The 16,074-nt window shown below is 61.8% G+C and carries 13 protein-coding genes and 5 pseudogenes; 13 read left to right on the top strand and 5 right to left on the bottom strand.

The annotated features are described in order from the left end of the window. Window positions 1-116 precede the first annotated feature (116 nt). The 12 genes and pseudogenes from PARN5_RS0100355 to PARN5_RS21360 all read left to right on the top strand — a co-directional run. Window positions 117-317 (top strand): helix-turn-helix domain-containing protein, encoded by a 201-nt coding sequence (locus PARN5_RS0100355; RefSeq protein WP_010378957.1) that lies wholly within the window; start codon window positions 117-119, stop codon window positions 315-317. A gap of 58 nt (window positions 318-375) precedes the next feature. Continuing rightward, a complete protein-coding gene (locus PARN5_RS0100350; protein WP_017997814.1) occupies window positions 376-3,168 on the top strand; it encodes a DNA methyltransferase in 2,793 nt (930 codons plus the stop codon). Further along, the gene (locus PARN5_RS0100345) at window positions 3,165-5,219 is read left to right on the top strand and encodes a DEAD/DEAH box helicase (RefSeq protein ID WP_026155055.1); all 2,055 of its coding nucleotides are present in this window, start codon (window positions 3,165-3,167) and stop codon (window positions 5,217-5,219) included. The genes PARN5_RS0100350 and PARN5_RS0100345 overlap by 4 nt, the downstream gene beginning before the upstream one ends. After that, window positions 5,212-6,399, top strand: a complete 1,188-nt coding sequence (locus tag PARN5_RS0100340; protein ID WP_026155054.1) for a GIY-YIG nuclease family protein — start codon at window positions 5,212-5,214, stop codon at window positions 6,397-6,399. The genes PARN5_RS0100345 and PARN5_RS0100340 overlap by 8 nt, the downstream gene beginning before the upstream one ends. Window positions 6,400-6,456: 57 nt before the next feature. Further along, on the top strand, window positions 6,457-6,969 hold the full coding sequence (locus tag PARN5_RS0100335) for a hypothetical protein (RefSeq protein WP_017997811.1): 513 nt from the start codon (window positions 6,457-6,459) through the stop codon (window positions 6,967-6,969). 56 nt (window positions 6,970-7,025) lie between these two features. Next, a complete protein-coding gene (locus PARN5_RS24680) occupies window positions 7,026-7,319 on the top strand; it encodes a transposase (RefSeq protein ID WP_232419263.1) in 294 nt (97 codons plus the stop codon). Continuing rightward, a complete protein-coding gene (locus PARN5_RS23085; protein ID WP_232419362.1) occupies window positions 7,264-7,809 on the top strand; it encodes an IS5 family transposase in 546 nt (181 codons plus the stop codon). The genes PARN5_RS24680 and PARN5_RS23085 overlap by 56 nt, the downstream gene beginning before the upstream one ends. Before the next feature lie 72 nt (window positions 7,810-7,881). Next, window positions 7,882-8,373 carry a hypothetical protein gene (locus tag PARN5_RS23080; protein ID WP_198289557.1) on the top strand — a complete coding sequence of 164 codons (492 nt, stop codon included), beginning with the start codon at window positions 7,882-7,884 and terminating at the stop codon, window positions 8,371-8,373. 89 nt (window positions 8,374-8,462) lie between these two features. Beyond that, window positions 8,463-8,684 (top strand): hypothetical protein, encoded by a 222-nt coding sequence (locus PARN5_RS0100325; protein WP_017997809.1) that lies wholly within the window; start codon window positions 8,463-8,465, stop codon window positions 8,682-8,684. 507 nt (window positions 8,685-9,191) lie between these two features. Continuing rightward, a pseudogene (locus PARN5_RS23900) lies at window positions 9,192-9,326 on the top strand (IS5/IS1182 family transposase); the annotation flags it as partial. A gap of 221 nt (window positions 9,327-9,547) precedes the next feature. Continuing rightward, window positions 9,548-10,692 (top strand): annotated as a pseudogene (locus PARN5_RS0100310) (IS3 family transposase). Window positions 10,693-10,732: 40 nt separating this feature from the next. Then, a pseudogene (locus PARN5_RS21360) lies at window positions 10,733-11,537 on the top strand (IS3 family transposase); the annotation flags it as partial. Here PARN5_RS21360 and PARN5_RS24675 read toward each other — a convergent pair. Both PARN5_RS24675 and PARN5_RS24670 read right to left on the bottom strand, forming a co-directional pair. After that, window positions 11,538-11,669, bottom strand: a pseudogene (locus PARN5_RS24675) (transposase); the annotation flags it as partial. A 178-nt stretch (window positions 11,670-11,847) separates the two neighbouring features. Continuing rightward, window positions 11,848-12,099, bottom strand: a pseudogene (locus PARN5_RS24670) (phage portal protein); the annotation flags it as partial. A 491-nt stretch (window positions 12,100-12,590) separates the two neighbouring features. Here PARN5_RS24670 and PARN5_RS23070 point away from each other — a divergent pair. Then, entirely contained in the window at window positions 12,591-13,778 is a 1,188-nt protein-coding gene (locus PARN5_RS23070) for a Hint domain-containing protein (RefSeq protein ID WP_232419262.1), read from the top strand. A 69-nt stretch (window positions 13,779-13,847) separates the two neighbouring features. Here PARN5_RS23070 and phoB read toward each other — a convergent pair whose 3' ends face one another. From phoB to pstB, 3 genes are read right to left on the bottom strand one after another with little or no spacing between them, the layout of a single operon-like run. Further along, window positions 13,848-14,537: a phosphate regulon transcriptional regulator PhoB gene (gene phoB, locus PARN5_RS0100295; RefSeq protein WP_017997802.1), complete on the bottom strand. Its 690-nt coding sequence runs from the start codon at window positions 14,535-14,537 to the stop codon at window positions 13,848-13,850. Window positions 14,538-14,540: 3 nt separating this feature from the next. Beyond that, window positions 14,541-15,251 carry a phosphate signaling complex protein PhoU gene (gene phoU, locus PARN5_RS0100290; protein WP_017997801.1) on the bottom strand — a complete coding sequence of 237 codons (711 nt, stop codon included), beginning with the start codon at window positions 15,249-15,251 and terminating at the stop codon, window positions 14,541-14,543. An 18-nt stretch (window positions 15,252-15,269) separates the two neighbouring features. Continuing rightward, complete coding sequence (gene pstB, locus PARN5_RS0100285; protein WP_017997800.1) at window positions 15,270-16,067, bottom strand: phosphate ABC transporter ATP-binding protein PstB; 798 nt, start codon at window positions 16,065-16,067, stop codon at window positions 15,270-15,272. Window positions 16,068-16,074 lie beyond the last annotated feature (7 nt).

Raw genomic sequence — 16,074 nt, 5'->3', positions numbered from 1 at the left:
TGCCGAATCTATGGCTTTGCGCACATGAGATTCGAGGTTCATTTGGGTGGATCGGATGGTAAACTTGGCCAAACTTTGGAAGACTTCGCCGTGCGACACCAAGCGAGCCGCCTGACATGAACCAACCTGATAGCGAAATTCTCACGCTGGATGAAGTGGCGGTCTACCTCAAGGCAGGGAAGAAGACCGTTTACCGGCTGGCCCAGCAGGGGGAGATACCGGGATTCAAGCTGGGCGGCACCTGGCGGTTTCGTCGCAGCGAGTTGGATCGCTGGATTGCCGCGCAGATAGCCGAGAAAACGCAGGACAAGACATGAGCGCCCCGAAAAACGATAGCAACCAGGCGGCCTCGCCCCGAGAGGGGGCTGCACGTCCATGAACGCCGTAGAAATCGAACAAGCCATCACCGACCTCGCGGAGCAGCCGTTCGACCGTGCGGAGTTCCCCTATGCCTTTCTTGAGGCGTTCGGCAACAAAGCGACCACCATCAAGCGCCTGCGCGCGGGGGCGTCGAACAAGTCCGACCTCGGCGGTGTTCTCCAGACCAGCAATATCCACATCCTGACCTGCGACGTAGGGCGGGTGACACAGACGCTGGCCGCCCTCAAGGCCAGTTCGGCGACGGCCAAGGCCAAGGCGAAGTTCATCCTCGCCACCGACGGTGCGGACTTCGAGGCCGAAGACCTGACCAGCGGCGAGACCGTCGCCTGCGCCTTCAAGGACTTTCCCGACCACTTCGGCTTCTTCCTGCCGCTGGCGGGCATCAGCACCGTTCGCCAGATCAGCGAGAACGCCTTCGACATCCGGGCGACCAGCCGCCTGAATCGCCTGTACGTCGAACTGCTGAAAGACAACCCTGAATGGGGCACGGCGGAGCGTCGCCACGACATGAACAACCTCATGGCGCGGCTGATCTTCTGCTTCTTCGCCGAGGACACCGACATCTTCATCGGGAAGGGCCGTTTCACCGAAACCGTTGCGCAGATGAGCGCCAAGGACTCGTCCAACACGCACGAGGTCATCGCCACGCTGTTCCGCGCCATGAATACGAAGCGCGAGGACCGGGCAGCCGCCAAGATTCCCCGGTGGGCCGAAGACTTCCCTTACGTCAACGGGCAGTTGTTCTCTGGCGGCGACGAAGTGCCGCGATTCAGCAAGATCGCCCGGTCCTACCTGCTACACGTCGGGGGGTTGGATTGGACCAAGATCAACCCTGACATCTTCGGCTCGATGATCCAGGCCGTCGCCGAGGACGAGGAGCGCGGCGAGCTGGGGATGCACTACACCAGTGTCCCCAACATCCTAAAGGTGCTGAATCCGCTATTCCTCGACGACCTGCGTTCCAAGCTGGAAGAGGCGGGCGACAACCCTCGCATGTTGCTGAACCTGCGCAAGCGCATAGCGAGGATCAGGGTCTTCGATCCGGCCTGTGGCTCGGGCAATTTCCTGGTGATCGCTTACAAGGAAATGCGCGCCATCGAGGCCGAGATCAACCGGCGGCGCGGCGAGCCGGATCGTGCATCAGAAATTCCGCTTACCAACTTTCGCGGGATCGAGCTACGCGACTTCCCGGCGGAGATCGCCCGCCTCGCACTGGTCATTGCCGAATACCAGTGCGACGTGCTGTACCGGGGACAGAAGCTGGCCTTGGCTGAGTTCCTGCCTCTGCGCAGCGAGAACTGGATCACCTGCGGCAACGCGCTGCGGCTCGACTGGCTGAGCATTTGCCCGCCAACCGGCACCGGCGTGAAGGTGAAGGCCGATGACTTGTTCGGTTCTCCGCTCGATCAGGCAGAGATCGATTTCGAGAACGAGGGAGGCGAGACGTACATCTGCGGGAATCCACCGTACCTGGGCAGCAAATGGCAGAGTGCAGCACAGAAAGCTGATCTTGGTGCCTTGTTCGATGGGCGCGTGAAAAACTGGAAGTCGCTCGACTATGTGGCCGGCTGGTTCTTGAAGGCGGCAGATTACGGGACCCACACGCCTTCATCTGCTGCGTTCGTTGCCACCAACTCCATTTGCCAAGGCCAGCAGGTGCCGACGCTTTGGCCGGAGATATTCGTTACAGGCAATGTCATCGTCTTTGCGCACACCTCGTTCAAATGGGCCAATCTGGCCAGCCACAATGCCGGCGTGACCGTGGTCATCGTGGGCATTTCTACCATGTCCGGCCCCACGCGCCGTTTGTATTCCATTTGGGGCGGTAGCCACGAATCGGTCGAGTGCAAGCAGGTAGACAACATCAATGCCTACCTAGTCGCCGCGCCGAACATCGAGGTGCAACCCGCAGCCAGGCCGCAAAACGGTTTGACGCCGATGCAGTTCGGCAACCATCCCTACTACGGGGCGGCGCTGATTCTCTCAAACGACGAGGCAGGACATCTCGTTGCCGGATCGCCGGAAGCTGCGCGCTTCGTCCGGCCTTTCTATGGCTCAAAAGAGTTCATCGACGCCGCACCCCGCGCCTGCCTCTGGATCGCGGATCAGGAGGCCGAGGCCGCCCTTGCCATTCCGGCCATTGCCCGTCGTGTGGAGGACGTAGCCCGTGCAAGACGAGCCGCGACCAAGGACGCCAGCGCACGAAAACTGGCTGACACCCCGTGGCGATTTCGGGAACAGACGATGGGGAATCGTCACGCCTTAATTGTCCCGCGCGTGAGTTCCGAGAATCGCCCCTATCTTCCTATCGGCCTGCTGGAGCCACATTGCGTGGTGCAGGAGAAGGCGTTTGCTCTTTATGACGCTCCACTGTGGAACCTTGCGCTGATCGCCTCACGGCTGCACTGGGTCTGGATCGCCACAGTCTGCGTACGACTGGAAATGCGATTCTCCTACTCCAATACCCTGGGCTGGAACACGTTCCCGGTCCCCATGCTCACCGAGAAGATGAGGGCCGACCTCACGCGCTGCGCCGAGGACATTTTGCTGGCGCGGGAGCATCACTTTCCCGCGACCATCGCGGACCTGTATGACCCTGAGAACATGCCCGCCGACCTGCGCGCTGCCCATGATCGCAACGACGAAGTGCTGGAGCGCATCTACATCGGTCGGCGCTTCAAGAACGACACCGAGCGGCTGGAAAAGCTGTTTGACCTCTATACCAAGATGACCGCTTCGGCTGCACCGGCCAAGGGCAAGAAGCGCAAAGCGGGAGCCAACGCATGAGCGACAAGATCAAGTCCGTACCGTCCGTTTCCGTCACCTACGCCCGAAACGGCGCATCGACCAAGGCCAATGCTCTTGGGATGCGGCCCATGCAGGAGCGGGCCTACGAGAAGCGGGGCGAGCAATACCTGCTCATCAAGTCGCCGCCCGCATCGGGCAAGAGCCGTGCGCTGATGTTCGTGGCACTCGACAAGCTCAAGAACCAAGGCTTGAAGCAGGCCATCATCGTTGTGCCGGAGAAGTCCATCGGTGCCAGCTTCAACGACGAGCCGCTGTCGAAGTACGGCTTCTGGTCCGATTGGCAGGTCGAACCCAAGTGGAACCTGTGCAATGCGCCAGGCAACGACAACGGCGGGAAGGTCAAGTCCCTGGGCGCATTCCTCGAAGGCGACGACAAGGTGCTGGTCTGCACCCATGCAACCTTTCGCTTCGCGGTCGATGCCTACGGCGTGGAGGCTTTCGACGACCGACTGATCGCGGTCGATGAGTTCCACCACGTTTCGGCCAACCCGGACAACAAGCTCGGCTTGCACCTGGGGCAGTTCTTCGCGCGGGGCAAGACGCACATCGTTGCCATGACCGGCTCCTACTTCCGTGGCGACGCCGAGGCCGTGCTTGCACCGCAGGATGAGTCGAAGTTCGATACCGTCACCTACACCTACTACGAACAGCTCAACGGCTACGAGTACCTCAAGCAACTCGACATCGGCTACTTCTTCTACAGCGGGCCTTACGTCGACGACATCCTCAATGTCCTCGATCCCGCCGAGAAGACCATCATCCACATCCCGAATGTCAATTCGCGCGAGAGCACGAAGGACAAGATGCGGGAAGTGGAGCACATCATCGAGGCGCTGGGTGAATGGCAAGGCATCGACCCTGCGACCGGCTTCCAACGTGTCAAGCGCCCCGATGGCCGCGTGCTGCGAATCGCCGATCTCGTCGATGACGATGCCGCCAAGCGCGACCGCGTGTCCGCCTCACTCAAAGACCCGGCGCAGAAGAACAACCGCGACCATGTGGACATCATCATCGCGCTGGGCATGGCGAAGGAAGGCTTCGATTGGATTTGGTGCGAACATGCACTGACCGTGGGCTACCGCGCCAGCCTGACCGAGATCGTGCAGATCATCGGCCGAGCTACCCGCGACGCGCCCGGCAAGACCCGCGCGAGGTTCACCAACCTGATCGCCGAGCCGGACGCAGCCGAGGAAGCTGTCACCGAGGCCGTTAACGATACGTTAAAGGCCATCGCGGCGAGCCTGCTGATGGAGCAGGTTCTTGCTCCGCGCTTCGAGTTCAAGCCCAAGAACCCCGACAGTGGCCCGGTGCCGGGTTTTAACTACGGCGAGGGTGGCTATGACCCGGACCGCTGCAACATCGGTGTCAATGAGCAGACAGGGGCGTACCAAATCGAGATCAAGGGCATCGCCGAGCCCAAGAGCAAGGAGGCGGCGCGAATCTGTCAGGAAGACCTGAACGAAGTCATCGCGGCCTTCGTGCAGGACAAGCCCACCATTGAGCGCGGCCTGTTCGATGAGGAGTTGGTGCCCGAGGAGCTGACGCAGGTTCGCATGGGCAAGATCATCAAGGACAAGTATCCCGAGCTTGACGCCGAAGATCAGGAGGCCGTGCGCCAGCATGCCATCGCCGCCCTCAACCTGACGCAACAGGCCAAGCGGCTTGTCACCGAAGGCGAGAGCGACGGATCGCCTAACACCGCCCTGATCGATGGCGTGCGCCGCTTTGCGATGGACGTGCGCGAGCTGGACATTGACCTCATCGACCGCATCAACCCCTTTGGCGAAGCCTATGCCATCCTCGCCAAGACAATGAGCGAGGACAGCTTGAAGCAGGTCGCGGCGGCCATCTCGGCCAAACGCACCTCTATCACGCCTGAAGATGCCAAAGTGATCGCCAAGCGCGCGGTTGAGTTCAAACGCGAACGTGGGAGGGCTCCATCGGTTACCTCGCAGGACGCCTGGGAAAAGCACCTTGCCGAAGGTGCGGCCGCCTTCATGCGGTTCAGGGCGGAGGGACGCTATGAGTAACTCTGATCTTGACGACCTGGCGGCAGAGCTGGCCGAGTTCGCTCCGCCTGAGAAGAAAAATGGCCGCCCAGCCAGCGAGGAGCGTGTCATTGCCGGCTTCGAGGAAATCCAACGCTTCACAGAGCGGCACGGGCGTGCGCCTGAGCATGGCGAAGACCGCGACATATTCGAGCGCCTATATGCCGTGCGGCTCGACCGTCTACGCGCGCTCCCGGATTGCCGCGCCTTGCTTGAGCCGCTAGACCATCAGGGCTTGCTTGCTGGGGCACCGACCGTTGCCGCTTCGGCGGACGAAACTATCGACATCGACGACTTGGCTGCCGAACTGGCGGATGTTGCCGGCGCGGACGACATCACGGTCTTGCGCCATGTCCGTACCAGCGCCGAAAAGCGCGCCGCCGAGGAGATCGCGGATCGCAAGCCCTGCGAGGACTTCGAGACCTTCCGGCCCTTGTTCGAGCGCGTGCAGGCGGAAGTCAAAACCGGTATGCGCCAGTCCCAGCCCATCGAAGCGGGCCGTCGTGCGATTGAAGTCGGGGACTTTTTCGTTCTCGACGGCCTTACTCTCTACGTCGCCGAGGTCGGCGAGCCGTTGAAAACCACCGCCGGGGAAGTGGACCGTCGCCTGCGCCTCATCTTCTCCAACGGCACCGAAAGCAATCTGCTGTTGCGCTCGCTCCAGCGCGCGTTCTACGACGACCCCGCCGCGCGGCGGCTGGCCTCGCCCGAGAGTGGGCAACTCTCTTTCGGCGGTGAGCTTGAGGCCGATGATGTCGAAAGCGGCACCATCTACGTCCTGCGCTCCCTCTCCGATCATCCCTATGTCGCGCAGCACCGCGACATCATCCACAAGATGGGCGTGACCGGCGGCAGGGTGGAGACGCGCATTGCCAACGCCGAACACGACTCCACCTACCTGCTGGCGAAGGTCGAAGTGGTAGCGACCTACAAGCTCGCGGGCATCAACCGCACCCGGATGGAAAACCTGTTCCACAGGCTGTTCGCGCCCGCGCGGTTGAACATCACCATCAACGACCGCTTCGGTCACCCCGTGCAGCCCGAGGAATGGTTTCTCGTTCCGCTGTTCGTGATCGACGAGGCCGTTGCACGCATCAAGGATGGCAGCATCACCGGCTACGTCTACGACCCCAAGGCTGCGAAGCTGGTGAAGGTGACGTAGATCGAACTCACCTCCGCCGCCCCGTTCGTCTGAAATTAGCCAAAGATTGGAGCAATTATGAAGCTGAAGAGGGAAGCCAAGACGCTGAAGGCCAAGGCTATAGCTTCGTTAAAGCGTGGGTTGGAGGCATTCAATAACCACGACGACGATGGGAGGCCGGAAACAGTCCTTCTTATGCTTCAGCACGCGAGCGAAATGTTGGCTAAGGCGTTGTTGGTTCAGAAGGGGCAGGACGTCTTTGACAAAGAAAAGGGAACCTCGATTGGTATCGAGAAGGCGTTGAACATTGCTCAGTCCAAAGGGTGGATGAGCGCATCACAAGCTGGGGCTATCCGAGTCGTCGACGCGCTGCGTGACCAAGCCCAGCACTGGATGATCGTGGTTCCCGAAGACGCTCTCTACATCAACGCGAGGGCGTTGATAACGGTGTTGGATGAAATCCTGACAGCGCACTTCCAGGACACGATCGCAGATAACCTTCCGGTACGGGTTCTGCCTCTGTCTACCCAACCGCTGCCTGATTTCTTAATGCTGGTGAATCGGGAATACGCACAGATTAGGTCGTGTTGACAAAAGGGATTCCTCTGGCAGTCGTCCTATGATTCAAGCTCATCTCTACGTGGGAGATGAACTTGGCACGCAACCTGATATCCGACGATGAGTGGACCTTCTTCGAGGGCTTCATTCGTGCCGTCCGGCACCCTAACGGGCGGAAACCTGCGGACCATCGTCTTGTTCTGAATGGTATATTCTGGATCGCAAGGACTGGTGCGCCATGGCGCGATCTGCCCGAAGAGTTTGGCAAGTGGTCCTCGGTCTACCGTCAGTTCCGCCGCTGGACTTTGGCGGGACTGTGGGAGGGATATCCTGGATGCGCTGAACCACGCTGGGATCGCGCCAGACAAGCTCCAGATGGTTGATAGCACTGTGTACCGCGCCCATCATCATGCGGCGGGCGCAAAAGGGGGACTCCGAAAGAGGCTCTTGGCCGTTCGAGAGGCGGCTTCTCGACCAAGATCCATCTCCGCGTCAACGGCGCAGGCCCTCCCGATGAGGACCGAGATCACGCCGGGGCAGGATTCCGACTACACCGGCTATGATATGGTGATGGCCGACAACCTGCCGCAACCAGCAGTTCTGGTCGCCGACAGGGGCTATGACTCTGATAAAATTCGGGAAGACATCGAGAGCCGCAACGCCCTGCCCATGATACCGATGCGAAGGAACCGAAGGGTGCGCAAGGCTGTCGACATGACCATCTACACCCTGCGCAACATGGTCGAGCGCTGCTTCAACAAGCTGAAAAATAGCCGCCGCCTTGCAACCCGCTACGACAAAACCGCCGAAAGCTTCCTTGGCTTCGTCGACGTCGCCTGCATCAGGCTCTGGCTCCGCCATTTGTCAACATGACCTAGAGACCTGCTTGCTCCGGGCCGAAGGGCGAGAGACGAGGCTAGAGGCCGAATCACGGCACTCCTGGCGATGGAAGCCCATGTCAGTGAAGAGGTTGCAGTTTCCAAACGAGATCTGGATCGAATTGAAGAGGCGATCAAAGACGACACTCCCGTGGAGCAGGTATTTCCACGATTGATGACCCTAGCAACGAACATTGAAGGAGACGGTCCGACGATTCGAGTCCGAATCACCCGAGCCGCAGACGCTCCAGCGGTTCGCTTCGTGTCGGGTGATGACCCAGAGGGTGCGGCGGCTATCCGCGACGTAGATCTCCAGAAAAAATACCACTGGAGTCCGAGTGCGTTGGCGGGAAAGCTGGGGTTGACAATCAATAAGGCCAAGGCTGTCCGCGACTTCCTGCGTATAGACGAAGATCAAGCCAACGTCATGGTGTTTGAGTTCGGGTCTCAAAAACACCCGAGGTATTCCGACAACGCACTGCGCGTGCTTCGGGAAGCTATCACCCCGGAATTGGTCGAGGAAGCATGGCAGGCACGCCCGCGGGGTCGCGGGAGATAGCCTTGTTGCGCAATGTTCGTTTTCGGCAAGGCCGTCGCGCGCTTGATTTGCCCTGGCCGCAGGCCAAATGAACGCCAAGAGGAAAGAGAATGACGAAGCTGCACCAGGACAACCAAACCGAGCCATGTTTCATAACCGACGGCCCGCCGTCCAATGACCTGCCGCCCCCTCCACACCGGACCATGAACCTGCCGCAAATCCTGGCGGGCCTCACCAATGAAGAGTTGGCGGGGTGGCCCGGCGACTTGGCCGACGCCGAGCGGGAGAAGCGGCGCAAGGCCGGAGGTTGGACCGCATCCGATGGTGGCTAACTCAATCTGCCTTGGCGTCACATGGTATTTATCATGGCATCAGGCGAATGGTCATAAGTAACATGTTGATGTGAAAAGATATTTTTCTCTTGATGACAATCGAGTGGGAGTGATTCTGGCCCCCGCCGAATACCGCCGATTTTATGCCACATCACTCCATAAGGATCTGAAATAGATCAATAAATCTCAAAACCTGGCGGCTCTCTCGCATTTTCTGAGCGATCTCGGAGGGTCCAACGCGGGCGTCGAAGCCCTGAAACCAAAACGTAAATTAAACAAGGTCGCTGACCGTGACGGTATGTACGTTGTGGTCTGTCAATCGGCTCCCAAAACTGACCCCCAATCGGCGTGCAAAATAGGGGCTGCCTCAAAGTTGGAGCATTTTGGGTTCATGCTGGCGCGATGAGCCTTGCCCTGAGCAGGTCAATGTTGGCGCGGCCATACATCTGACGCTTGAGGGTCTTCAGCCGATTGATCTGTCCCTCTGTCTGTCCGTTCGACCAAGGTGGGCGCCTGATCGGGCGCACGAAGGGCGGCATGAACACGAAGCTTCATGCCGTTGCCGATGCGCAGGGACGCCCGATCCGCATGTTTGTCACCGCTGACCCCGTCGGCGATTACACCGGAGCCGCTGCCATGCTGAGGATTAGAGGCGGGGCGCGACCCGATACGACAGGCGCCATCGTCTTCCTCTCGGCCATAGCTCTCGCCGCAACCGTTCTTCTTCTGGCTCTAAAGTTAATGAGTCTGGAGCCTAGCGGCGGGCGATAAGCAGGACGGCCTGAGCACCTCCCCGAAAATCGGACAGTGACGTAAGCTCTGATCTTCCGTCTGCTGGTCTCCAAGAACGAGGAGAACAGACGATGTCGAAACGCAGGAACCATGACGCGGGCTTCAAGGCTCGCGTGGCGCTGGAAGCCGTGAAGGGCGAGCGCACCGTGTCGGAGCTGGCCGCGGAATACGGCGTGCATCCGACGATGATCCACCAGTGGAAGAAGGCGCTGCTCGAGGGGGCATCGGACATCTTCGAACGCGGCAGGAAGAAGAAGGCCGAGGTCGACGAGGAGACGGTGCGATCGCTGCACGCCAAGATCGGAGAGCTGGCCGTCGCCAACGATTTTTTGTCACGAAAGCTCAAGCCCTGGACCGGCAGGTGAGGCGCGGGATGATCGAACGCTCTCACCCCACGCTGTCGGTCGGGGCGCAATGCCGTCTGCTGTCGATCTCGCGGTCGTCGTTCTACTACGCACCGCAGGGCGAGACCGAGATGAACCTGGCGCTCATGCGGCTGATCGACCGTCAGTTCCTGGAAACCCCCTTCTACGGCGTCCAGCAGATGACCTGGCACCTGCAGAACGAAGGGCACCCAGTGAACATGAAGCGCATCCGGCGGCTGATGCGGCTCATGCGTCTGATGCCGATCTACCAGAAGCCCAACACCAGCAAGCCTGCGAAGGGGCACAAGACCTACCCCTATCTGCTGGGTGGCCTGCGGGTCGATCGGCACAACCATGCCTGGTGTGCCGACATCACCTATCTGCCGATGCGACGAGGCTTCCTCTACCTGGTCGCCATCATGGACTGGTTCACCCGCAAGGTGCTGGCCTGGCGCATCTCGAACACGCTCGAAGCCGACTTCTGCGTCGAGGCGCTGAACGAGGCGGTCCACCGCTTCGGCCCGCCCGAGATCATGAACACCGATCAGGGCTCGCAGTTCACGTCCTTCGCCTGGACCGACCGGCTGAAACGGATCGGCACCCGGATCTCGATGGACGGCAAGGGCCGGTGTCTCGACAACATCTTCATCGAGCGCCTTTGGCGGTCCCTGAAGTATGAGTGCGTCTATCTGCACGCCTGGGAGACCGGCTCGCAGGCGAAGGCGGGCGTTGGCCGATGGATCACCTTCTACAACCACCAGCGGCCCCACGCCGCCCATGGCGGACAGCCGCCCGCCGTGGTCTACTTCAACCAGATCGAAACCGATCAGCAGGGGCAGAGAGTAGCTTAAATCATCCCGGAAACTGTCCAAGAGATGGGGAGTAGCTCAGTGCCGCGAGCACGGCATCAGCGATGCGATCTTCTGCAAGTGGCGCTCGAGGTATGGCGGCCTGGAGGTCAGCGAGGCGAAGCGGCTGAAGCAGCTCGAGGACGAGAACGCGCGACTGAAGAAGCTGCTTGCGGAGTCGATGATGGATGTCTCGACGCTCCGCGAGATGCTCGGAAAAAACTTCTGAAGCCCGGGGCAAGGAGAAGCGCCGTGATGGGCCATGTCCGAAGAGCTATACGCAACGTCGTGCCTGCGGGCTGGTCGGGATCGATCCGCGGGTCTTCCGTTGCCGGTCCACCCGGCCGGATGACGTGAACGGCGACGCTTCGGCTACCGACGCCTGCACATCCTGCTCGCTCGGGAGGGCCGGGAGGTGAACGGGAAGAAGCTCTACCGCCTGCGGCGTAGAGCGGCTGACGGTGCGCAAGCGCGGCGGCCACAAGCGGGCGCTCGGAACGCGGGCGCCGATGGCGATCCCGCAGGGACCGAACCAGCGCTGGAGCTTGGACTTCGTCTCCGACAGCCTGGTCCATGGCCGCAGGTTCCGGATCCTGTGCGTGCGCGACGACTTCAGCCGGGAATGCCTGGCGGCGGTCGTCGACACCTCGCCCACCGGGCACCGGGTCGCCCGGGAACTCGACCGGATCGCCGAGATGCGGGGTCTGCCCTGTATGGTGCTCTCCGACAACGGCACCGAGTCGACTTCGAACGCGATCCTGCGCTGGCAGGAAGAACGCGTTGAGTGGCACTACATCCCACCCGGCAAACCGATGCAGAACGGCTTCGTCGAGAGCTTCAATGGCCGCCGGGGCGTAGAAGTAGACCACGCCGGGCAGATCCTCGCCGCCCCATGGCCAGTCATCGCGGGCCAAGGCCCAGAGATATCCGGTCTTTGTCGTCCCGCGCCCCGGATCCAGCACCGGAGCGGTGGTGTTCTCCGGGGCTTACGCGGCCCCACTGGGGCCACGGTCCTCTGCGAACTCCATGAACAGCTTGCCGGATCGCTGCAGCTGTTCGGCCAGCCACGGCTCCGGCGGTGAACGCCGTGGCACGGATCCACAGACAATATATCGTCGCAACTGCCTCGATCACGAAGACCGGGCGACCTCCGGGGGCGATCAGGCAGCGCGTATAGGCGGCGGCCCAACGGGAGAGCCAGGGGCGCGGGGTGCCATTGAGAAAATCCCCGCGCGATTGCTCATAATTCAACCAGGTGGCGCGGCTGGTCTCGAAAAGGATGGCTGGCGGGACGCCAAAGGCACGGGCGATCTCGCGGATTTGCTCACTCCGGACTTCCGAGACTTCAGAATCGGCCAGTTTATGCGCGATCTCGCGGAACGTCATTCCTTCATCCAGAAAGGCGGTTGAGCCGCTGTTTGATCGCCATGTGAGGGTGGCAACGTCATGACGACTCCTCCCTTCCTGGCCCTGGCTGAGGGGCCGGCTTTACGCCGCAGCGCTGCACCACCCCTGCTTGCAGCAAATATGCAACATTCAATCTAAATAAGGTTAACGCTATTCTGGTGCCAGGATCGGCCTGAAGGCGCCTAGGTTCTCTGGAAAGCGCAAGTTATTTGAAATTAATCTAAAACTTCCATCGGCACCTTCCTACTCCAGAACAATACCGAACTATCAGTTCAGTATTTGCGCTTGCCAAAAACGTGAACAATTTGGATGAAAAGGCGTCGGGCCATGTGGACCGATGTTGCGTGTTGCAGCCTGGTAACGAGTCTCCGCCGGCCGGTCTTAGCCGGGAACGCCCCTATGGCACACGGATGCGCTGGTTACCCGGGCGGACGGGCAAGGTAACCGATTACGCCGCCTGTGACCAAGGCGCGTATCTGATCAGGATGTTAATGATGACCACCAACCACGGCGGCGACCATTGCGGCCCCTCGGGCCCCGGCTGCGAAAACATGATCTATCTCGGCAAGATGGCCGACATGGATCCCAACGAGCTCTTCCCCGGCGCGGAAAAGGCCAGCAAGGTCCTGGGCAACACCAGCTACGGCTCGGACAGCGACCCGCTGTCGAAGCAACTGGTCGAGGTCAGCGCCAATGACCGCAACCACGACGGCGTCATCAAGACCAATGACGGGCTGTTCGGCAAATTCTCGGAAACCATCCGGCACGACGCCGACGGCGACGGCCACGAGAACAGCTATCAGGTGGATTCGACCTTCATCGTCAAGAATACCTCCGTCACCTTCCTGAACCCCGACGGCAGCACCGAGACGCTGTCGATCCCGGTCCGCATCATGCAGGACACCGGCGGCAACACCTTCCTGATGCCGCCGCCCCATGGCGCCTCCGAGGCCGAGGTGCAGGCGCTGACCACCCGCCCGATCGTCTCGGTCGAGTTCCCCCGCGACCCGCATTGCTACGATCTGTGCCACGACGGCATCTTCACCGACCGGCACTGCTTCCCCTGCTTCGCGCGCGGCACGCTGATCCAGACCGAGGACGGCCCCGTCGCGGTCGAGGACCTGCGCGCCGGCATGAAGGTCATCACCCGCGACCACGGCGCGCAGGACGTGCGCTGGATCGGTTCGCGCGTGCTGTGCGCCAAGTCGCTGGCGGTCAACCCGAACCTGCGCCCGATCCGCATCTCGGCCGGCGCGCTGGGCCAGGGTCTGCCCGAGCGCGACCTGGTCGTCTCGCCGCAGCACCGCATCTTGGTGCGTTCGAAGATCGCGCAGAAGATGTTCGGTTGCGCCGAGGTTCTGGTCGCCGCCAAGCAACTGCTGCAGATCGACGGGATCGACGTCGCCCATGACCTGGAATCGGTGGAATATTTCCACATCCTGTTCGACCGCCACGAGATCGTGCTGTCGGAAGGGGCCGAGACCGAGTCGCTCTATACCGGCACCGAGGCGCTGAAATCCGTCGGCGCCAGCGCGCGCGAGGAAATCTTCGCGATCTTCCCGGAACTGCGCGAGCGGGCCGAGGATGAGCAGCCCGCCGGCGCGCGGCTGCTGGCCTCGGGCCGCACCGGCCGCAAGCTGGCGGTGCGCCACGCCCAGCACCACAAGCCGCTGGTCCAGTAACCAGCCGCATCGACATGCGAAAGGGCCGGCGTCGCGCCGGCCCTTTCTGCGTTCGCGCTGCCCTGGGCCTCAGCCCAGCGAATAGCCGGCGCCGCGCACGGTGCGCACCGGATTGTCGCCGCCATGCGCCATCAGCGCCTTGCGCAGCCGGCCGACATGCACGTCGATGGTGCGGGTATCGACATAGATGTCGCGGCCCCAGACCCGGTCCAGCAATTGCTCGCGCGTCCAGACCCGGCCCGGCTTTTCCATCAGCGTCGACAGCAGGCGGAACTCGGTCGGACCCAGGTGCAGCGGCTGGCCGCCCCGGAACACCCGATGCTCGGATGAATCCAGGATGATGTCGGCAAAGCTCAGCCGCTCGCCCATCGAGGCCGGGCGGGTGCGGCGCAACTGGGTGCGCAGCCGCGCCATCAGCTCGACCACGGAATAGGGCTTCACGACATAGTCGTCGGCGCCGGTTTCCAGGCCGCGCACCCGGTCCACCTCCTCGGACCGGGCCGAGAGCATGATGATCGGGATGGCCCGCGTCGAGGGGTCGGCCTTGACCCGGCGGCAGACCTCGATGCCCGAGACATTGGGCAGCATCCAGTCGAGCACGATCAGGTCGGGCTGTTCCTCGGCGACCAGCAGCATGGCCTCGTCGCCGTTCTCGGCCATGACGACGGCAAAGCCCTCGGCTTCGAGGTTGTATTTCAGCACCTCGCGCTGCGCGCCCTCATCCTCGACCACCAGAACGCAGGGTTGCGATTGTGCCATGGCTCACGCCCCTTCCAGCCGCGGCACGCTTTCGCCTTTGGGGCGCGCGTCCTCGGGCAGCTCGCCGGTGGCGATATAGATCACCTGCTCGGCGATGCCGGTGGCATGGTCACCCATGCGCTCGATGTTCTTGGCGATGAAATGCAGGTGCATGCAGGCGGTGATGTTGCGCGGATCCTCCATCATATAGGTCAGGAACTCGCGGAACAGCGCGTTATACATCTGGTCGACTTCCAGGTCGCGCTTGCGCACGTCCTCGGCCAGGGCGGCGTCGCGCTGGATATAGCTGTCCAGCGCGTCCTTCATCATCGCCTCGACCGTGGCCGACATGCGGCGCAGCGCCATGCCGGCGCCTTCGATGGCGGGCATCTCGGCCAGGACGTGGCTGCGCTTGGCGATGTTCTTGGCATAGTCGCCGACGCGCTCCAGGATATGCGAGATCTTGATCACCGACAGCACCATGCGCAGGTCGGTGGCGCGGGGGGCGCGCAGCGCGATCAGCCGCGCCGCCTCTTCATTGATCTGCATCTCCAGCGCGTCGATGGCCTTGTCGCGGCGGCGGACCTCTTCGGATTTCTCCTCGTCGCGGCTTTCCAGCGCGGTGGCGGCGTCGTGGATGGCGCTTTCGACCATGCCGCCCATCTTGACGACCAGCGCCTGCACGGTCTCCAGGTCGCGGTCGAAGGCCGAGAGGATATGGCGTTCGTTGTTCATGTCAGATCCCTTTCCGGCCTAGCCGATGCGGCCCGAGATATAGCTTTCGGTGCGCGGGTCGCGCGGATTGGTGAAGATGTCGTCCGTGCTGCCATATTCCACCAGGTTGCCCAGGTGGAAGAAGGCGGTCTTCTGGCTGACCCGCGCCGCCTGCTGCATCGAGTGGGTCACGATCACCACCGAGAATTCGGCGCGCAGCTGGTCGATCAGCTCCTCGACCTGGCCGGTGGCGATGGGGTCCAGCGCCGAACAGGGCTCGTCCATCAGCAGCACCTCGGGCTGGGTCGCGACGGCGCGGGCGATGCAAAGCCGCTGCTGCTGACCGCCGGACAGGCCGGTGCCGGGATCCTGCAGACGGTCCTTGACCTCGTTCCACAGCGCCGCGCCCCGCAGCGAGCGTTCCACGATCTCGTCCAGCTCGGCGCGGTTGCGCGCAAGGCCGTGGATGCGCGGGCCATAGGCCACGTTGTCGAAGATCGACTTCGGAAACGGGTTCGGCTTCTGGAACACCATGCCGACGCGGGCGCGCAGCTGCACCGGATCGACGCGGCGGTCATAGATGTCCTCGCCGTCCAGCATGATCTTGCCCTCGACCCGGCTGATGTCGATGGTGTCGTTCATCCGGTTCAGGCAGCGCAGAAAGGTGGACTTGCCGCAGCCCGACGGACCGATGAAGGCGGTCACGGTCTTGTCGAGGATGTCGACGTTCACGTCCTTGATGGCGTGCTTGTCGCCGTACCAGACCTGCACATTCCGTGCCGAGATCTTGTTTTCCGTCTGCTCCACGGCACGCTCCAGGGTTCTCATGTCGTTCATATCGGTT

It is taken from the genome of Paracoccus sp. N5, assembly GCF_000371965.1.
Lineage (GTDB): Bacteria > Pseudomonadota > Alphaproteobacteria > Rhodobacterales > Rhodobacteraceae > Paracoccus.
This window is presented reverse-complemented; position numbering and strand designations above follow the sequence as displayed.